Consider the following 19,467-nt stretch of genomic DNA (forward strand, 5'->3'; position numbering starts at 1 on the left):
CAGCCCGGACAAGAACACAACCCCAGGAGCACCCCCATGGCAAAGGCCAACAACACGTCACTTGAGCAGTACGAGGTCTGGTTCCTCACCGGCAGCCAGCACCTCTACGGCGAGGACGTCCTCAAGCAGGTCGCAGCGCAGTCGCAGGAGATTGCCAACACCCTCAACGCCAACAGCGACGTCCCGGTGAAGCTTGTCTGGAAGCCGGTCCTCACCGACTCGGACGCCATCCGCCGCACGGCGCTGGAAGCCAACGCGGATGACGCGGTGATCGGCGTGACTGCCTGGATGCACACCTTCAGCCCCGCCAAGATGTGGATCCAGGGCCTTGACGCCCTGCGCAAGCCGCTCCTGCACCTGCACACCCAGGCCAACCGGGACCTGCCGTGGGCGGACATCGACTTCGACTTCATGAACCTCAACCAGGCAGCGCACGGTGACCGCGAATTCGGTTACATCCAGTCGCGCCTCGGCGTGCCGCGGAAGACCGTCGTCGGGCATGTCAGCAACCCTGAGGTCGCCCGTCAGGTGGGCGCCTGGCAGCGCGCCTCCGCCGGATGGGCCGCCGTCCGGACGCTGAAGCTGACCCGCTTCGGCGACAACATGCGCAACGTCGCAGTTACCGAAGGCGACAAGACCGAAGCCGAGCTGCGCTTCGGCGTCTCGGTGAACACGTGGTCCGTGAATGAGCTCGCCGAGGCTGTCCACGGCGCCGCAGAGTCCGACGTCGATGCCCTGGTTGCGGAGTACGAGCGCCTTTACGAGGTGGTTGACGAACTCAAAGCAGGGGGCGACCGCCACGAATCGCTGCGCTACAGCGCACGCATCGAGCTGGGACTGCGCAGCTTCCTGGAAGCGAACGGCTCGGCCGCTTTCACCACCTCTTTCGAGGATCTGGGCGAACTGCGCCAGCTCCCCGGCATGGCGGTCCAACGGCTCATGGCCGACGGCTACGGCTTCGGCGCGGAGGGTGACTGGAAGACCGCCATCCTGGTCCGCGCGGCCAAGGTCATGGGCGGGAACCTGCCCGGCGGCGCGTCGCTGATGGAGGACTACACGTATCACCTGGAGCCGGGCAGCGAGAAGATCCTGGGCGCGCACATGTTGGAGGTTTGCCCGTCGCTGACCGTCAAGAAGCCGCGCGTGGAGATCCACCCGCTGGGTATTGGCGGCAAGGAAGATCCCGTCCGCATGGTCTTCGACACCGACGCCGGCCCGGGCATCGTCGTCGCCTTGTCTGATATGCGCGATCGGTTCCGCTTGGTGGCGAACGTGGTGGACGTCGTCGACCTCGACCAACCGCTGCCCAACCTGCCCGTGGCGCGCGCGCTCTGGGAGCCCAAGCCCAACTTCGCCACCTCGGCCGCCGCGTGGCTCACCGCCGGCGCCGCGCACCACACGGTATTGTCCACGCAGGTGGGCCTGGAAGTGTTCGAGGACTTCGCCGAAATCGCCAAGACCGAACTCCTCACCATCGACGAAGGCACCACCATCAAACAGTTCAAGAAGGAACTCAACTGGAACGCCGCGTACTACAAGCTGGCCGGCGGCCTGTGAGCACTGAATTCACGCTGAGCGCGGGCGGTTACACGGCTGTTGTGACCGCCCGCGCGGCTGCCCTGCGCGTCCTCCGGTTCGATGGGCGCGACCTTATTGTTCCGTTCCCGGCCGGCGGCCCCATCCCCGACTATCGCGGCATCATCGCTGCACCGTGGCCTAACCGGATCGCGGACGGCACGTACACCTTCGACGGAGTCACGCACCAGCTGCCGGTCAACGAACCCGAACGGCAAACGTCGCTGCACGGGCTTGCTTTTCCGCTCGACTGGACGTTGAAAGAGCACGACGCCGGTTCCCTCACCTTGACCTGCACGGTGGGACCCAGCGCGGGCTACCCGTTCGTGCTGGAACTTTCGGCCCGGTACGTGCTGGACGAATCCGGGTTGCACACCTCCGTGACGGCTGTGAATGCTGCGGACGTGGCAGCCCCCTATGGCGTCTGCCCGCACCCGTACCTGGTGGCCGGTTCTTCGCCGCTGGATGAGTGGGTGCTCGAGTTTGCCGCGGATTCCTTCCTTGAAGTCACCCCGGACAGGCTGTTGCCACTTTCGCTGGCACCCGTTGAAGGCCATGCTTTCGACTTCCGTTCAGCGCGCGCCATCGGGAATACCGAGATGGACCACGCCTTCGCAGGCCTGACGTTCGACGGCGGGCTGGCGCGGCTTTCCGTGCGGGACCCGGCGGGCACCGGCGTCGGAATGTCCTGGGACGAAAGCTCCCAGTGGCTACAGATCCACACAGCGGACAAGCCGGCACCCATTCCGAGCCGGATCGGCCTGGCTGTGGAACCTATGACCTGCCCACCGGATGCGTTCAACAGCGGCAGGGACCTGATCCGGCTTGAGCCCGGCACCGAGCACACGGCATCGTGGAGCATCTACGCCCTGTAGCCCACCCAACTAGGGGACAGCAAACGCTCTACTGGGCGCTCAGTGGAACGTTTCCTGTCCCCTACTTGGGTGTGGCGGGCGCTAACTGTCAGCGCCCGCAGTGCTTTGACGGACCACGAGTTCGGGGGTGAACACCACGGCCCTGTGCTTGGTGCCGCCACTGTCCTGTTCCTCGGCAAGCAGCTCGATCGCCGTGCGGCCGAGCGCTTCCGTGGGCTGCCGGATCGAGGACAGCGGCACCACAGCGGAGATGGCGAAATCGATGTCGTCATAGCCAATGAGTGCGATGTCCTCGGGAATCCGCACCGTTCGCAGCATGGTCAGTGATTGCATGACGCCCAGGGCCAGGAGGTCGTTGGAGCAGAACACAGCTTCGGGGCGCTTGTCCGGAGAACGCTCCACCAGTTTGTTGCCGAGCTGACGCCCCGCGAGGACGGTCTGCCCGGCAGAGTCGAGCACCTCAATCGACGCTCCGTCCACCTCCGAAACGGCGCGCTGCGCGCCCTTGAGTCGGCTGGCCACTTGGCGGATAGAGGGCGTGCCAACAAAAGCCAGACGACGACGGCCCAGGTCAAGCAGGTGCTTGGCGGCCAAAAAGCCGCCTTCCTGATCATCAACGGACACTGAGCTGCACCGCTCGGTGTCGGCCAATTCATCCACCAGGACGGTGGGCACGCCGCGCTCACGGAGGGTATCGATCCGCTGGGCCACATCACCGACGGGCGAGATCAGCAGGCCTTGGACCCGCTGTTCCTGGAACAGGTCCATGTAGTGCGCTTCGCGGGACGCATCCTGGCCACTGTCCCCCACCAGCACCACGCTTCCCAGAGCCGCAGCGGCATCTTCAGCAGCACGTGCCACCGACGAGAAGAAGGGGTTTCCGACGTCGAGCACAATCAGGCCGATGGTCCGGCTTTGTCCTGCGCGGAGTTGACGGGCGGCGTCGTTGCGTACGAAGCCGAGTTCGGCAATGGATTTCAGGACACGTTCCTTGGTCCGCTGCGAAACGCGGTCCGGATAATTCAGCACGTTCGAAACAGTTCCCACGGCTACCTGCGCATGGGTGGCAACGTCTTTGATGCTGGCTGTCGTGGACATGCTTTCCGATCTCCGTGGGCCGAAGTCAAAGTGCAGGAAACGCCTTGACACCCTTCCGTTTCCGAGGGTAATTTGAATCGTAACAAATGAAACGATTCAAAGACGAGTAGCCCGGAGATCTCATATGAGGGTTTGTTTCCGCTCTTCAGTCCAGCCGGAACTGATGGACGAGTACAAGGAGCGCCACGCCGCCGTATGGCCGGAGATGCTGGCAGCGCTGAAGAGCGCGGGGTGGAACAACTACTCCCTGTTCCTCGCCCCTGATGGCCAACTGATCGGCTACTTGGAATGCGAAGACTACGAGGCAGCGCAGACGCAGATGGCCCTGACCGAGGTCAATGCCCGCTGGCAGGCAGAGATGGCAAACCTCTTCGCGGACAGCGACCTCCCTCCAGACCAAGGTTTCGAGATCATCGAGGAAGTTTTCAACCTCGAGGATCAACTGGCCGCAGCGGGAGCCGTCACAGAGCCCGCAGGCGCCGCACACATAGACAAAGATCCAGCCCACGAATACCAAAAGGAACAAGCATGAACACCACAGAATCGGCCCTGGGCCGTCTAGGGGAACTGGCCATTGAAGTGCCGTCCTGGGCCTACGGAAATTCAGGGACCCGGTTCAAGGTGTTCGGCACCCCGGGAACGCCGCGCACCGTTGAGGAAAAGATCGCCGACGCCGCCAAGGTTCACGAGCTGACGGGGCTGGCTCCCACCGTTGCCCTGCACATTCCGTGGGACAAAGTGGATGACTACTCCGCGCTTCGCGGGTATGCCGAAGGACTGGGCGTTGGGCTGGGCACCATCAACTCCAACACCTTCCAGGATGACGAATACAAGTTCGGCTCCCTGACCTCCTCCAGCGAGTCCGTACGCCGCCGGGCCATCGATCACCACCTGGAGTGCATCGACATCATGCACGCCACCGGGTCCAAGGACCTGAAGATCTGGCTGGCTGACGGCACCAACTACCCGGGCCAGGACGATATGCGGGGTCGCCAGGACCGCCTCGCCGAATCCTTGCAGGAAATCTACGCGGCTCTCGGCGATGAGCAGCGCCTGGTTCTGGAGTACAAGTTCTTCGAGCCCGCTTTCTACCACACCGACGTCCCGGACTGGGGTACTTCTTACGCGCAGACCCTGGCGTTGGGCGAGAAGGCGTTCGTTTGCCTGGACACCGGCCACCACGCACCGGGCACCAACATCGAGTTCATCGTGATGCAGTTGCTGCGCCTGGGCAAGCTGGGGTCCTTCGACTTCAACTCCCGCTTCTACGCCGACGATGATCTGATTGTTGGCGCCGCTGACCCGTTCCAGCTGTTCCGCATCATGCACGAGGTGATCCGTGGCGGTGGCTTCGGTAAGGACTCCGGGGTTGCCCTGATGCTGGATCAATGCCACAACCTGGAAGAGAAAATCCCGGGCCAGATCCGCTCGGTGTTGAACGTCCAGGAGATGACCGCGCGTGCCCTGCTCGTGGACACGGCAGCCCTCACCGAGGCCCAGCGTGCCGGGGATGTACTGGCCGCCAACGGCATCTTCAACGATGCCTTCTACACCGATGTCCGCCCGGTCCTGGCGCAGTGGCGCGAGTCCCGCGGCCTGCCCGCCGACCCAATGGCCGCGTACAAGGCCAGCGGATACCAGAAGAAGATCAACGAGGACCGCGCAGGCGGCCAGCAAGCCGGATGGGGCGCTTAAGCATGACTACCAACACCACTGTTGAAGAGCTGATCAACCGTTCCAACCGACTCGGCGCGGACAAGCGGAACACCAATTTCGCCGGCGGCAACACCTCCGCCAAGGGCACCGAAAAGGACCCCGTCACGGGCCAGGACGTCGAACTCCTCTGGGTCAAAGGCTCCGGCGGCGACCTCGGCACCCTCAAAGCTGAGAACCTTGCCGTACTCCGGCTGGACCGGCTGCAGGCACTCAAGTCCGTTTACCCCGGCGTCGAACGTGAAGACGAAATGGTGGCCGCGTTCGACTACTGCCTCCACGGCAAGGGCGGCGCTGCGCCGTCGATCGATACCGCCATGCACGGCCTCGTTGACGCTGCACATGTGGACCACCTGCACCCGGACTCGGGCATCGCGATCGCGACGGCGGTGGATGGCGAGGCACTGACCTCCAAGGTGTTCGGCGACAAGGTGGTGTGGGTTCCGTGGCGTCGTCCCGGTTTCCAGCTGGGCCTGGACATCGCGGCGATCAAGGAAGCCAACCCGCAGGCCATCGGCACCATCCTGGGCGGCCACGGCATAACCGCCTGGGGCGCCACCAGCGAAGAGGCCGAAGCCAACTCGCTGTGGATCATCGATCAGGCCGAGAATTACATCAAGGACAACGGCAAATCCGAGCCCTTCGGCCCCGCACTCCCCGGCTACGCCCCGCTCCCCGAGGCGGAGCGCCGCGCCAAAGCCGCAGCCCTCGCCCCGGTGATCCGCGGCCTGGCCTCCACCGACAAACCTCAGCTGGGACACTTCAGCGATGACACCGCAGTACTTGAATTCCTCGCCGCGGAAGAGCACCCGCGTCTCGGCGCGCTGGGCACCTCCTGCCCCGACCACTTCCTGCGCACCAAGGTCAAACCCCTGATCCTGGACCTGCCGGCCGACGCCTCCATCGAGGAATCGGTCACCCGCTTGAAGGAACTCCACGCCGCCTACCGCGAGGACTACCAGGCGTACTACGACCGCCACGCAACCCCGGACAGCCCCGCACTTCGCGGCGCTGACCCGGCGATCGTGTTGGTCCCCGGCGTGGGCATGTTCTCCTTCGGCAAGGACAAGCAGACCGCCCGCGTGGCAGGCGAGTTCTATATCAACGCCATCAATGTGATGCGCGGCGCAGAGGCCATCTCCACGTACGCCCCGATCGAGGAAGCCGAGAAATTCCGCATCGAATACTGGGCGCTGGAAGAAGCCAAGCTCGCCCGGATGCCCAAGCCCAAGTCCCACGCCACCCGCATCGCGCTGGTGACCGGTGCGGCGTCGGGCATCGGCAAGGCGATCGCTACCCGTTTGGCGTCCGACGGCGCGTGCGTCGTCATTGCCGACCTGAACCTTGAGAACGCCCAAAAGGTAGCCGAGGAACTGGGCGGCTCCGACGTCGCCATCGGCGTCCAAGCCGACGTCACCGACGAAGCCCAGATCGCCGCTGCCATTCAGGAAGCCGTGCTCGCGTTCGGTGGCTTGGACCTGGTGGTCAACAACGCCGGCCTGTCCATCTCCAAGCCGTTGCTGGAAACCACGGAGAAGGACTGGGACCTCCAGCACAACGTCATGGCCAAGGGCTCGTTCCTGGTCTCCAAAGCCGCCGCGAAGGTGATGATCGATCAGGGCCTGGGCGGAGACATCATCTACATCTCCTCCAAGAATTCTGTTTTCGCGGGCCCGAACAACATCGCCTACTCCGCCACTAAAGCCGACCAAGCCCACCAGGTCCGCCTGCTCGCGGCGGAACTGGGCGATCACGGCATCCGCGTCAACGGCATCAACCCCGACGGCGTGGTCCGCGGCTCGGGTATCTTCGCCGGCGGCTGGGGCGCCAAACGTGCGGCGGTGTATGGCGTGGACGAGCAGGAACTGGGCAAGTACTACGCCCAGCGCACGCTCCTCAAGCGCGAAGTCCTGCCCGAACACGTGGCCAACGCCGCGTCCGTGCTCACCAGCAACGAACTCTCCCACACCACCGGCCTCCACATCCCCGTGGACGCCGGCGTGGCAGCTGCCTTCCTGCGCTAGGCCCAACCGTGACAAACGAAGCATCCACTAACACCGTCCCGGCACACGCCGGGACGGTGTCCTCTCACACAGTGTTTGCCGCCATCGATATTGGGGCCTCCTCCGGCCGCGTCATGCTGGGCCGTGTATCGCCGACGTCCGGCATCTCGCTGGAAACGATCCATCGGTTCCCCAACGGGGTCATCGGGCTCGACGGCGGCCTTCACTGGGATTTCGACGCCCTGTTCGCTGAGGTACTGAGCGGCCTCGCGGCTGCCGCTTCCGTGGCTGCAGGGAAAGGGGAGCGCATCGCAAGCATCGGCATCGACACGTGGGCGGTGGATTACGGTCTCATCAATAAAGACGGCAACCTCACCTCGGTGCCGTTCAGCTACCGGGACGAGCGCAGCCGCACCGCCGTTGAGCGCGTGCACGCAGTGATCCCGCCCGAAAAGCTCTACGCCACCACCGGCCTGCAGTACCTGCAGTTCAATACCCTGTACCAGCTCGCCACCGAAAAGGACGTGGATGGACTCCAGGCCCTGCTGATTCCGGACCTCATCGCTTTCCTGCTCACCGGTGAACGTCGAACCGAGGCCACGAACGCCTCCACCACAGGACTTTTCGACGCCGTTGCGGGCCAGTGGGCGTTGGGGTTCCTTGATGCGTTGGGCTTGCCTCGGGATATCTTCCCGCCGCTCGTTCAGCCCGGCGAGACCGTTGGTACCTTGCTGCCCTCCGTTGTTGAGCGGACCGGCCTTTCAGCTGGCACGAAGGTGGTGGCTGTTGGTTCGCACGACACCGCCTCCGCCGTGGCCGCAGTCCCCGCTGAGGGCGAGGACTTTGCCTACATCTCTTCCGGGACGTGGTCCTTGGTGGGAGTGGAGTTGGACGCTCCGGTCCTGACCGAGGCCGGCCGCCAAGCCAACTTCACCAACGAGCGTGGAGTTGATGGCACCATCCGCTACCTGCGCAATGTTGGTGGGCTGTGGCTGTTAAGCGAATGCCAGCGTTCCTGGGCCGCGCAGGGTTTCAACCAGTCCCTGCCGGCTTTGCTCGACTCTGCAGCGGCACTCCCCGACGGCGGGCCGCAGATCAACGCCGACGATCCCTCTTTCACCGCACCGGATGACATGCCGGACCGGATCCGCGCTGCCGTTCGAAACACCGGCGCGGTGCTCGCGGACCGACCTGCCGCCGTCGTGCGTTGCATTATGGATAGCCTCGCCGCTGGTTACGCACGTACACTGGCCGACGCCGAACGGCTCACCGGCCGCAGCACCGCAGTGGTGCACATCGTGGGCGGTGGCTCGCAAAACCGGCTCCTCTGCCAGTTGACCGCGAACGCCACCGGAAAACCGGTCATTGCAGGCCCCGTGGAGGCCACTGCATTGGGCAATGTCCTGGTGCAGGCGCGCGCAAGCGGCGTGATGGCCGGCGGACTCGCCGAGCTGCGTGCGCTGGTGGTGGCAGGGACGAGCCTGGAACGCTACGAGCCGGCTGAACGTCTGGTACGTCACAGCGCCGGATGAGGGTGCCGCGCTAAACTGGTCGCATTATGATCCGCACAATGTTCAAGTCCAAGATTCACCGCGCAACGGTGACCCACGCCGACCTACACTACGTCGGTTCGGTCACTGTCGACCTGGACCTCCTGGACGCGGCCGACATTCTTCCCGGCGAGCTCGTCTCCATTGTGGACATCACCAACGGTGCCCGCCTGGAGACGTACACCATCGCCGGCGAGCGCGGTTCCGGCGTGATCGGAATCAACGGTGCCGCTGCCCACCAAGTCCACGTGGGCGATCTTGTGATCCTGATCACCTACGCGCAGATGACCACCGAAGAGGCCAAGTCCTACCAGCCCAAGGTGGTCCATGTCGGCACGGACAACCAAATCCTCCAGCTGGGTAACGACCCCGCCGAGGCCCACACGCCCGGGCTCATGCGCCCACCCCACGCGTTGAGCAACGCGGCGCACCTCAGCTAAGCCTTAACAGCAACGCTCGAACTTGTGTCATTGCCGAGGGCGGACGCTGCTTGGCGGGCAGCGTCGAGGCCGCTCTCGATCGCACCGTCGATGAAGCCTCCCCAGCCGTTGGCCATGTCAGATCCCGCGAGGCGGATTCTTCCCTCGGGCTGCTGGAGTTCGGCCAGGTACCGGGTGAGATATCCGGTGTAGTGCATGGGCCAGGTGGATCGTGCATGCTCGTCGGCCACCCAGTCGTGTCCCGCAACATCGAGCACCTTCAAACCCGGAACTATGGCGTCAAGGTGCCGTTGTGCTGCCGCGACGTCTGTGACATCCACGGCCCCGGCGTCGGGACCGAAGCAGACCAGTGTGGTGGTGTCCTCATCGATGTACTCAGCTTGGGCGAAGTTCAGGGCGGCGGTTTCGGGCCCAAACGCGACGAACCTTTCCTGACGGCCTTCCACCTTCATCCACAATTTTGCGCCGCGGCCTGCCTGTCCCCTTGCTGCCGCCTCCCGCTTACCCGGCGACAACGCTGGTTGGATGTTGATGTCGTTCAGCACACTGAGCGGGAGAGCGAGGATGGCCTGACGGGCCTTGTATTGTTTGCCCGCTTTGGTTGTCACCAGGACTCCCTCGGCATCCTGTTCGATGGACGCGACCACCTGGTTCAGCCGCAGCTCCGCCGTTGAATCCGCCAGGAGCGCCTCGGCGAGGCGGCGGGTGCCGCCGTCGATCTTGAAGCTGGCGCACGCCTCAAACATCAGCTGCCAGTCACCACTGGCCACGGCGCACCAGCGCAACGCCTGGGTGTAGGCGGCTTTGTCCAGCCTGCCGTTGAAATTCAGGGTCCAGAAGGATCTCAGGAGCTGTCGCTGATCCTCAGGAAGACCCAGGCGATCTATGGCCTCCGAAAGGGTGAGCTCGTCGATCTCTGCCACGTCGGGATTCTCCAACGGTGACCACGGCATCGGGAAATAGCGCCTCGAGTCAGCCAGCAGCAGACGGTTTGGTCCATCGAGCAATTCCAGCAAGCTGTCTGCGGTGCCTTCATGCCGCTGTCCGTCCACGGTCCAGAAAGTCTTGGTGAACTCCGGTCCCGGCAGGGCCTTGATCCCATACCGCCCCATTTCCGCCCACACATATGGCTGGGTCCAGTGCACCCAGGTGCCACCGAGTTCCAGGTTCCGGCCAAGGCGCTCCGCCAGGTGGGTTCGTCCGGCGATGCGGTCCTTGGCCTCGAGCAGGATGGTGGAGTGTCCGCTGCGGGACAGTTCCCTTGCTGCTGTGAGACCGGCAAAGCCAGCGCCGATAACAATGACGTCGGAGGTTTCCACTTTGCCCGTTCCTCAGCTGTAGACGAAGAATTCGATGGTCGGCTCCAGAACTGTCCAGCGGGTCATTGCCCCCTTGGACAACGAAGCCATGGAACCTTCACTCAGCTCAAGGGTGTTCCCGCCCTTGACCTCAATGCGGAGTTCGCCGGAGACGATGTAAATGGTTTCATCCTGGTCAATCGGCAGGTCGAACGGTTCCGGCGCTTCCTCGGGCGTGACCTTCCAGATGCCGCCGCTGAGCGCCTCATTCCCGTTGTCTCCGGGGCGCCGGAGCCATTGGACAGATCCAAGCGCAAACGGTTCAAACGCTGCGTGGTCAAGGTGGGCATGAAAGACCTGGGACATGGTAATGCTCCTCTGGTGGTGGATTGGCGGAGGGGGCTCAACTTAGTGCTTGCGGGTGTCAGTGCTTGTGGGTGTCTTGGGGGTAGCTCGTGGTGTTCAGGACAGTGAGCCTGGAGTTGAACGGCAAAGAGACTGCTTCCGCGGCAGGATTGTCCCAGCCAAACATCCGCCCGATGGAGCGTTGCTCGCGCAAATCGATCAAGAGCACTGCTTCTACGGTCATCACCTGCTCGGTCCAGAAGAAGATGTACAGGTCCTCCGCGACAGCCCACGTCATGCACCGGTCGGTATCAGCGAGTCCGGCTTCCCCTCCCCGAACGCAGTGCCATGTGAAAGTCCCTTGGTTGAGGTAGATGTGCTCATAGGATTCGACGTCGCTGTAGCGGTAGAAGATGCGCTTGCCCACGAGGTCAGAAGACCGTTGGTGAACCGCCGGCTGGCCGCTGGCGTTGGTGTGCGTGAAGTGGGTAGTTCCCCGGACCTTGCCGTCCGAGGTGACAAACCTGGAGACGGCGGTGGTGACGGCACCTGTGGCGTGGTCGAAAATGATGGTGACGTTGTCGGCGTCGGCGTCATTGCCGCCGTCGTGTCCCCTGACGAAATCAATGATGAAGATTCCGGGGCGGGCTTCAATCGCTTTGTAGGCAGCGGTCCCGCTGGCAGCGCCCTCGTTCCACGTCAGCGTTGACGAGGTGAGGAAGTTGTACTCGGTCGGGGTGCCATCAGCTGCCTGAAGGAAAAGAGTCGTCGCGGCAAGCGCAGGAGACGCAGGCAGGGTCTGATCCCCGAAGCCGTCCAGCATGGTGGAGACCGGGGGCCATTCTTCCTCGGGTACGTAATCCTGGAGTTCCGTGGAGGTCATGAGTTTGTTCCTTTTGTTGAATGAGCCGATGTGGGTCAGAGAGTTCAGGTCAGACAATTTCGGCGGCGTAGTTGATTGCGGGCTTTTGCCTTCCCCGGATCAGGCCGGCCACAAAAATCAGCGGGATGCCATGGAGGAGCCAGCGTGCTACCCCTCCCGCGCCGCCGAGCAGGACGTCATAGTTGTCCAAGGTCAGGTAGCCCACTACAACAAACGCCAGGAAGGAAAGTGCGAGTGCGATCACCGTGACCCAGAGGTTGTCACGGATCCCGGCCCGGGCGAAATACACCAGAACGGCGGCGGAGGTCAGCAGCAGGATGGAGATGAATCCTGCCGTTCCCAGGGCTACAAACCAGGCGAAAACCGTGGCGATCGGGTCAGCACCGGCCAAGAGGAAGGCGCTGATCACTGCCAGGACAACCAGGGAATTGACCAAGCCGGCAAAGGCAGGTGCCCCGGTTGCGGAAACGGAAGACAACTTGGCCGGGAGTGCGCCTGCCCTGCCCAGAGCAAAGAGGTAGCGGGAGAACATGTTGGAAAGGCCCAGGAGCATCGCGATGAAGCTGGTGACCACCAACACCTGCATGGCGAGACTCAGCCATGCCCCACCGCTGGACTCGGCGAGGTCGAAGATCATCCCGGACGGATTCCCGGTGGCTACAGCCTGAATTCCGTCGATCCCTACTGCTCCGCTGATGGCCCACGTGGACAACATGTAGAAAACGCCGATGAAGGCAATGACCAGGTAGGCGGCGCGGGGGATGGTGCGGCGCGGATTCCTTGCTTCTTCGGCGAAGACAACTGTGGCCTCAAAGCTGGTGAAGCAGGCAAAGGCGAACAGCAGTGAGATCCCGAGGCCGGGTCCAAAAATGTTCTCACCGGTGAACCCTGCGAACGTAAAGATCCCCAGCCCCTTTTGCGCGATCAATGAGGCGACAAGCGCGGCCACCACCAGCGTTTCGCCGAGGATGAGGACTCCCAGCACCCTTAAGCTGGCGTCCACGCCTTTCATGGTCAGCACCGTGGTGAGTGCCATGACAACGACGATCCAGAAATAGACCGGTAGCCCAAGGCCTGTGAGGCTTTCCACGAGCTGCTGGGCGAAGACGCCAAACTGGGACCACAACCCGATTTGAAGGCTGAGATAGGTAAGGATGGCGATGCCAGCGCCGCCCGTGGCCCACTTGTTGCCCAAGCCCTTGGCTATGTAGGCAACGAAGCCGCCTGCGTTGGTGATGTGTTGGCTCATTCTCAGGTATCCGACTGAGAAGAGGGCTACCAAGAGGGCCGCAATCACGTAGATCACCGGGGTTCCGGGCCCGCTTGCGGAGAAGATGACGGGACTGGCTCCCACCACTGCGGCCATGGGGGCAGCCGCAGCTATGGCGAAGAAGGCAATGGCACCAACGCCAAGCTTGTTCGCCCTGAGGCGGACGGCACCTGCCGAGGGATCGGCAGGTTGGCGGCCGGCATCTTTGGGGCCGGTGCCCTGGGGACCGACGGGGGCCGAGGTCTGACTGGATTCGTTCATGAGGCTGTTCTTTCCGAAATGCACCGGCATCGTCGCCACTGCGGAGGGATAGGGTGCCCTGGGGCCCGGATCCAACGTCCGGGCGGTGAGGCTGAAGCTGCTCTTGGTGGCGCGTGATCCGGGCCACATTCCAAACTATACGTTTGTATAGTTTGGGGTGTCAATGGGTTCCCACCCCTCATTTCGCCACCGCTAGACTCGCTATATGAGCCAGGAAGCACGCAAGCTGCCCTACGGAGACGGTCGGGATGCCCTTCTGGCTGCCGTACTGGAGGTCGTGGCGGAAAAGGGCCTGCGCGGCGCAACCTACAGATCAGTTGCCGCCAAGGCCGGCGTCAACCATGCACTGGTCACGCATCACTTCGGCTCCATGGAAGGTCTCTTGGCCGCCACCATGGAATGGTCCGTCCAGCGCTCCATTGAGGAAACCGGGCTGTCGGGGATCGCGGACTTCGATGGGACCTTCGCCGATACACTCATCGCCACCGTCTCCGCCGAACCGGAGCTTCAGCTGTTTCAGTTCGAAATGATCCTCGAATCCAGGCGCAACCCGCAGATCCGCTCGATGGTGGAGCGCCTCTACGCGAACTACGTCAGCACAGTGGAGGAGGCCCTGACGCGCCGCGGACTGGACACACGCAACGAAGCCTCGCTTGCCATTTTCGCCGCCCTCGACGGCCTCATGCTTCAATTCCTCACCATCAGCGACCCCCACCGGATCAGGTCCGCCGTCATTCAGGTAGGGCATATGATCTCCGCACTGGAGACGGCGAACGGAACAACCAAAAAGCCAGCCACGAAATAGAGTCCGACGCCGGCACCCACCGCAGACCCCGGCGTCGAGCACGTTTTGGTAGAGATAAGGCGGCAAAGAAGGCGCCCTTGGGTCGCCAGCTGCACAAAAGCTCCACTGTCCATATGACGGAACGCCCGGCAGAAAACGCTTACTGGCTGGAAGGTTCTGGCTAGGCTGTAGTTCGTGACCCAAAAAGCCCCCGCCCGTACGCTGCCATGATTGGCGTACTGCAGGGGTTCTTCGTGGTGTGGGCCATCATCCTGGTGGGCATGTATGTTGGACGCCGCAACATTCTGGGCGAGAACGCCCGGTCCGTCCTGAGTTCACTGACATTCTTTGTGGCGAGCCCCGCGCTCCTCTTTGAAACCCTGAGTAAGGCCAAGCTGCACGACGTGTTCGCTGCACCGCTTCTGGTCACGGCCGTGGGCGCTGTCATCACCGGCCTCCTGTTCTTCCTGATCGTGAAGTTCTGGCTCAAGCGTTCGATGCCCGAAGCCCTCATGTCCTCCATGAGCGCATCCTTGGCGAACTCGGCGAACCTGGGCATCCCCATAGCTGTGTTTGTCCTGGGCGATGCGAGCTATGTGGCCCCGCTGTTGATCTTCCAGTTGGCGTTCTTCACACCGATGTACTTGATGGCACTGGATGCCAGCACCAGCTCGCACCGGACCACTCCCCTGCGCTTCCTGCTGATGATCGTGAAGAACCCCATGATCGTGGGCTCCGCGCTCGGCCTGCTGGTGGCGGGGACCGGATTCCAAGTGCCCACGCTGATTTTGGAACCCATCCACCTGATCGGCGGAGCAGCAATCCCGGCCATGCTGATGGCGTTCGGCATGAGCCTCAACGGCTCCAAACCCCTCCAGAAAGACACCGGGCGGAGACTGGACACCTTGTTGGCCAGCGGCTTCAAACTGGTGGTGCATCCTTTGATCGCGTACTTGTTCGCTCGGTTCGCCCTGGGGATGGACGGGCACGCGCTGTTCGCCGTCGTCGTGACATCAGCGCTGCCGACAGCCCAGAACGTTTTCGTCGCGGCCAATCGGTACCAGGCCGGGATCACCGTGGCCAAGGACACCGTGCTGATCACCACCATCGTGGCAGTGCCCGCCATGATCGCCGTGGCACTACTGCTCACCTAGTCGGCGCCCCGGAGGGGTTTGTAGCCTCACCCCAATGGCTGGTTCGGACCGTTGGGTTACTCCACGTCAGCGCTTGCCAAATAGTGGTCCAGGAGCTGTGCGCATCGGATGAAGCCCAGGTGTGAATACGCCTGCGGATGGTTACCCAGGTGTGTTTCGGTGCCGGGGTCGTATTCTTCGGGCAGCAGGCCCGTTGGTCCGAACAGAGCCACCAACTGGTTGAACAGCTCCAGCGCATCATCCAGGCGACCCACGGCCAGATACGCCTCGATCAGCCAGGTAGTGCAGATGTGGAAGCCACCCTCCAAACCCGGCAGACCGTCGTCGTACCTGTACCGGAAAACGGTGGGCCCCACGCGAAGCTCGCGCTCAACGGCAGTGACGGTATCCAGGAAACGCTGGTCCTGGGCGTCCAGCAGGCCGGACAGGCCAATGTGCAGGACGGCGGCATCGAGGTCCGGGCTGTCATAAGCCACGGTGTAGGACGCGACGGACTCATCCCAGCCCTCGTGCAGCACTTCCTCGCGGATGGTGTCCGCGGTGGGCGCCCAGTCCGTATGGGGAACCCGGCCATGCAAAGCGGCAGCCCGCAGCGCCCGATCCAGCGTCACCCAGCACATGACCTTGGTGTACACGTGGTGGCGCGGCGGCCGGCGGGCTTCCCAAATCCCGTGGTCGGGCTCGTGCCAACGGGCCAGCACGGCGTGCGCCATCTGCTCCATAAGGAACCAATGCTGGTCCGGAAGGAATCCGCGCCGCTCGGCGAGATCGTGGATCAGCTCGGCGATGGGCCCAAAAACGTCCAACTGCACTTGGTGGTCCGCGGCGTTGCCGATCCGCACTGGCCGCGAACCCGCGTAACCCGGCAAGCTCTCAACAATGGCTTCCGTGGACAGCGGAGCACCCGTCACCGAGTAGAGGGGGTGCAGCCATTCCGGTCCCGGCGCGTTGTCCAGAATCCGGCCCAGCCACGCCAGGAAACCTTCGGCTTCTTCCGTGGACCCCAACGACACCAACGAGTTCACGGTCATGGACCCGTCACGCAGCCAGCAATACCGGTAATCCCAGTTGCGCGTGCCCCCAATACCTTCCGGCAGGGACGTAGTGGGCGCGGCCAGCACGGCGCCGGTCGGCTCATGGACCAACGACTTCAACACCAGTGCCGAGCGCCGCACCAGCGACGGTTTCATGGTGGGCAGCTGCAGCATTTTGACCCACTCGCGAGTGACGAGTCCGACGGCGGCACGCCGGTGCGGTTCGCCCGCCGGGTCCGCGGGTGGCGGCTCAGTGTCACCGCACCGCATATTCAGTACTACGGGACCATCGCCCAAAGCGACCTCTGCCGTAGCCGTGGCGTACTTGGCATCGCTGGTAATGGTGAAAACAACGCCTGGCGCCGAGAGGATGATTGGGTCCGACGTCCCGATGATGTGGACCTCATCGCCGCGGATCTCCATATTGAACGGCGCATTGGCGTAGTCAGGCCTTGGCGCGAACACTACACGCGCCTTACCCGTCCCGGACAGGACACGGACCAGGCTGGTGATGCCCTCGGGGGCGGGCTCCAAGTAGTCGGTCACCGTGACGTCGGCCCAGCGGGTTTCCACGATCATCGTGTTGTCCACATAGCGCTGCGCCAGAACCGGGGATGGTTTCACGGGCTCAACGCTGAAGTGGCCGGCGGGATCGCCGCCCAGGATGTGGGCAAAAAGTGAGCCGGAATCCGGCAAGGGGTGGCTCATCCAGCAGACCTTGGCATCCGGGGTGATCAACGCCGTCGAGCTGCCGTTGCCGATCATCGAATGCCGTTCCAGGCCCACCGCGTCCTCGCCGAACAGCCACGCCCGCCGCAGTTCGAACAACACAGCCAGTACGTGCGCAAAGGCTTCCGGATCCGGAATGGTGTGCGGCGCCGTCGTGTCCCCCAGCCCGACATGAAGGCCAAGGTCCGGGCCGCGCAGGGTGGCGAGCGCCTTTTCGTCACTCTCGGCGTCGCCCGCGTACAGCGCTGCACTGACCCCGAGCCGCGAGCGGAGCTGTTCTAGGGCTTGTCCCTTGGCTGGTTCTTCGACGGTCAGGTCCAGGACGGTTCCGTCAATGATGAAGTACAGGCCAAACTCGATCGCGATCTTCTGCGAAGCGAAAATCACCCTGTCCACCACTTCGGGTGTCGCCGGCCGGGTGTGCACGCCGACGCCCACGGGCTTGCGGACCACACTGATGCCCTTTTCGAACCCGACGGCTTCGGTCAACGCCGTGGCCACCTGTTGAAGCAACTGTTCCGTGGCGAGGGACAGGGTGTAGGCGTAGCCCATGTCGAACTCCACCCCGTGGGACCCCACCAGGTGCACCTCTGCCGGGAGCCGGGACACTGCCGCCAAATCCCTGAGCGACCGGCCGGAAATGATGGCGGTGTGGGTGTTCGGCAAAGCTGCGAGCGCACGGAGCGCTACGGCTGCGCTATCCAGGGGGAGCGTCTCCGTAGACACGCCCTCCGCCGAACAGAGAGTCCCGCCATAGTTGCAGGCCACCAGCAGGCCAGGCACCCGGGCCAGGACACGGAGCTCCGAGAACAGCTGCGGGGTGATGCCGCTTGGCGCGTCGGACTGAAGGGCAGTCCGGAGCAGGCCGAGCGGAAGCGACTTCATTAGCAGCGCTGAATCGGCAACCGACTGGTTCAAGGGCGTAGGCATGGGGAATCCTTCCGAAGCGGATAGATCCAGTTTCCGCCCGTCCGGTTTCGCCGTCATGCTTTATTCGTTGCAAATGCGTAAAACCTTTGGCGTTGTCAGGTCCCGCCTTCCTCCACCCACACCCGGGGCGGGACCTGACACCACACCTATTCAGCGAACGTGTCCGGCAAGTCCAGGACCTCATCCAAAATCGCCAGGCCTGCACGGGCATCCTCGACGCTGATGTTGCACGGCGGAACCACGTGGATGCGGTTGAAATTCGCGAACGGTATGAGGCCGCGCGACTTACAAGCCGCCACGAGCTGGTTCATTTCAGGGCTGGAGGAACCGTAAGGCGCCAGCGGCTCCCGCGTGGCACGATTCCTGACCAGCTCGATGGCCCAGAAAACGCCGCGACCCCGCACTTCGCCTACGGAACGGTGACGTTCGACGAAGCCGGTGAGCGCAGGACCGATCACGTCAGTGCCGAGGCTTTCGGCGTGCTGCACCATGCCTTCACGTTCCATGGCGTTGATGGTGGCGACTGCGGCGGCCGTGGCCAGTGGATGACCGGAGTAGGTCAAACCGCCGGGATAGGCCCTGGTACCAAACGTGGCCGCGATCTCGGGGTTGATGGCCACGCCACCGAGCGGTACGTAGCCGGAGTTCACGCCTTTGGCAAAGGTGAGCAGGTCAGGGACGACGTCAAAATGCTCGACGGCGAACCACTTGCCTGTGCGTCCAAAACCGGCCATGACCTCATCAGCAATGAAGACGATGCCGTGCTTCGTGCACAGCTCCCGAACGCCCTGCATGTAGCCTGCCGGCGGAACGTAGATCCCCGCCGTTCCGGGGATGCTCTCCAACATGATCGCAGCGATGCTGGAGGGACCTTCAAACTCGATCAGCTGTTCCAGGTGCTCCAGAGCCCGCTGGGATTCCTCTGCTTCCGTGGCCGAGTGGAAGGCCGTGCGGTAGAGGTAGGGCGGGAAGAAATGGATGGTGCCAGTGGACGCGTGGTCGCTGGCCCACCTCCGTGGGTCGCCAGTGATGTTGACTGCCAAGTGTGTTCCGCCGTGGTACGAGCGGTAGGCGGAAAGGACCTTGTGCCTGCCCGTGTGCAGCCTGGCCATCCGGACAGCGTGTTCGTTGGCATCCGCCCCACCGTTGGTGAAGAAGATCCGGTCCAGCTCGCCCGGGGTTCGCTCCGCGATCAGCCGTGCGGCCTCAGATCGCGCGTCGTTGACATAGCTGGGAGCAATCGTGCACAGCTTGGCTGCCTGTGCGGCGATAGCCGCCACAACGGCAGGGTGCTGGTGGCCGATGTTCGTGTTGACCAGCTGGGAAGAGAAGTCCAGGTACTTGTTGCCCTCACCGTCCCAGATGTGCGACCCCTCTGCTGCGCTGACGACCATGGGATCCAGGGTGTCCTGCGCCGACCAGGAGTGAAAGACGTGCTTGCGGTCCAGCTCGTAGGCGCGTTGGGCTGCCCCGGAGTCCGTGAGTGATGGTTCAAGGATGGCGGTCATGGTGGTTGTCCTGACGT

General features: G+C 63.4%; 16 protein-coding genes. 9 read left to right on the plus strand and 7 right to left on the minus strand.

Annotated features, from left to right (window positions below):
* Positions 1–36 precede the first annotated feature (36 nt).
* Both araA and AC5RU9_RS19840 read left to right on the plus strand, forming a co-directional pair.
* Entirely contained in the window at positions 37–1,557 is a 1,521-nt protein-coding gene (gene araA / locus AC5RU9_RS19835; protein ID WP_494017811.1) for an L-arabinose isomerase, read from the plus strand.
* On the plus strand, positions 1,554–2,450 hold the full coding sequence (locus tag AC5RU9_RS19840) for an aldose 1-epimerase family protein (protein ID WP_494017812.1): 897 nt from the start codon (positions 1,554–1,556) through the stop codon (positions 2,448–2,450). The genes araA and AC5RU9_RS19840 overlap by 4 nt, the downstream gene beginning before the upstream one ends.
* An 81-nt stretch (positions 2,451–2,531) precedes the next feature.
* Here AC5RU9_RS19840 and AC5RU9_RS19845 read toward each other — a convergent pair whose 3' ends face one another.
* Positions 2,532–3,548 carry a LacI family DNA-binding transcriptional regulator gene (locus AC5RU9_RS19845; protein WP_494017813.1) on the minus strand — a complete coding sequence of 339 codons (1,017 nt, stop codon included), beginning with the start codon at positions 3,546–3,548 and terminating at the stop codon, positions 2,532–2,534.
* Positions 3,549–3,672: 124 nt separating this feature from the next.
* Here AC5RU9_RS19845 and AC5RU9_RS19850 point away from each other — a divergent pair, with 124 nt between their 5' ends.
* The 5 genes from AC5RU9_RS19850 (at position 3,673) to panD (ending at position 9,254) form a co-directional block, all read left to right on the plus strand.
* Positions 3,673–4,080: an L-rhamnose mutarotase gene (locus AC5RU9_RS19850; RefSeq protein WP_494017814.1), complete on the plus strand. Its 408-nt coding sequence runs from the start codon at positions 3,673–3,675 to the stop codon at positions 4,078–4,080.
* On the plus strand, positions 4,077–5,243 hold the full coding sequence (gene rhaI / locus AC5RU9_RS19855) for an L-rhamnose isomerase (protein WP_494017815.1): 1,167 nt from the start codon (positions 4,077–4,079) through the stop codon (positions 5,241–5,243). Before AC5RU9_RS19850 ends, rhaI begins: the two co-directional genes overlap by 4 nt.
* A gap of 2 nt (positions 5,244–5,245) precedes the next feature.
* Positions 5,246–7,285, plus strand: a complete 2,040-nt coding sequence (locus AC5RU9_RS19860; RefSeq protein ID WP_494017816.1) for a bifunctional aldolase/short-chain dehydrogenase — start codon at positions 5,246–5,248, stop codon at positions 7,283–7,285.
* A gap of 113 nt (positions 7,286–7,398) precedes the next feature.
* Positions 7,399–8,796: a rhamnulokinase gene (locus tag AC5RU9_RS19865; RefSeq protein ID WP_494017858.1), complete on the plus strand. Its 1,398-nt coding sequence runs from the start codon at positions 7,399–7,401 to the stop codon at positions 8,794–8,796.
* 26 nt (positions 8,797–8,822) lie between these two features.
* The gene (gene panD, locus AC5RU9_RS19870; RefSeq protein ID WP_211713571.1) at positions 8,823–9,254 is read left to right on the plus strand and encodes an aspartate 1-decarboxylase; all 432 of its coding nucleotides are present in this window, start codon (positions 8,823–8,825) and stop codon (positions 9,252–9,254) included.
* Here panD and AC5RU9_RS19875 read toward each other — a convergent pair.
* Genes AC5RU9_RS19875 through AC5RU9_RS19890 form a run of 4 tightly spaced genes read right to left on the minus strand, consistent with a single transcriptional unit; the run spans position 9,251 to position 13,311 of the window.
* Positions 9,251–10,573: a flavin monoamine oxidase family protein gene (locus tag AC5RU9_RS19875; RefSeq protein ID WP_494017817.1), complete on the minus strand. Its 1,323-nt coding sequence runs from the start codon at positions 10,571–10,573 to the stop codon at positions 9,251–9,253. The genes panD and AC5RU9_RS19875 overlap by 4 nt on opposite strands.
* Before the next feature lie 12 nt (positions 10,574–10,585).
* Positions 10,586–10,918, minus strand: a complete 333-nt coding sequence (locus AC5RU9_RS19880; protein ID WP_494017818.1) for a cupin domain-containing protein — start codon at positions 10,916–10,918, stop codon at positions 10,586–10,588.
* A 58-nt stretch (positions 10,919–10,976) separates the two neighbouring features.
* Complete coding sequence (locus AC5RU9_RS19885; RefSeq protein WP_494017819.1) at positions 10,977–11,780, minus strand: MoaF C-terminal domain-containing protein; 804 nt, start codon at positions 11,778–11,780, stop codon at positions 10,977–10,979.
* A gap of 49 nt (positions 11,781–11,829) precedes the next feature.
* Complete coding sequence (locus AC5RU9_RS19890; protein WP_494017820.1) at positions 11,830–13,311, minus strand: APC family permease; 1,482 nt, start codon at positions 13,309–13,311, stop codon at positions 11,830–11,832.
* 205 nt (positions 13,312–13,516) lie between these two features.
* Here AC5RU9_RS19890 and AC5RU9_RS19895 point away from each other — a divergent pair, with 205 nt between their 5' ends.
* Both AC5RU9_RS19895 and AC5RU9_RS19900 read left to right on the plus strand, forming a co-directional pair.
* Positions 13,517–14,116 (plus strand): TetR/AcrR family transcriptional regulator, encoded by a 600-nt coding sequence (locus AC5RU9_RS19895; protein ID WP_494017821.1) that lies wholly within the window; start codon positions 13,517–13,519, stop codon positions 14,114–14,116.
* Positions 14,117–14,322: 206 nt separating this feature from the next.
* Positions 14,323–15,249 (plus strand): AEC family transporter, encoded by a 927-nt coding sequence (locus tag AC5RU9_RS19900; protein ID WP_494017822.1) that lies wholly within the window; start codon positions 14,323–14,325, stop codon positions 15,247–15,249.
* A gap of 56 nt (positions 15,250–15,305) precedes the next feature.
* Here the strand turns inward: AC5RU9_RS19900 and AC5RU9_RS19905 are convergent, their stop codons facing one another.
* Positions 15,306–17,942, minus strand: a complete 2,637-nt coding sequence (locus tag AC5RU9_RS19905) for a trehalase-like domain-containing protein (RefSeq protein WP_494017823.1) — start codon at positions 17,940–17,942, stop codon at positions 15,306–15,308.
* Positions 17,943–18,088: 146 nt separating this feature from the next.
* On the minus strand, positions 18,089–19,450 hold the full coding sequence (locus AC5RU9_RS19910; RefSeq protein WP_494017824.1) for an aspartate aminotransferase family protein: 1,362 nt from the start codon (positions 19,448–19,450) through the stop codon (positions 18,089–18,091).
* Positions 19,451–19,467: the final 17 nt, after the last annotated feature.

The sequence above is a fragment of the Arthrobacter sp. B0316-5-4 genome (assembly GCF_059090325.1).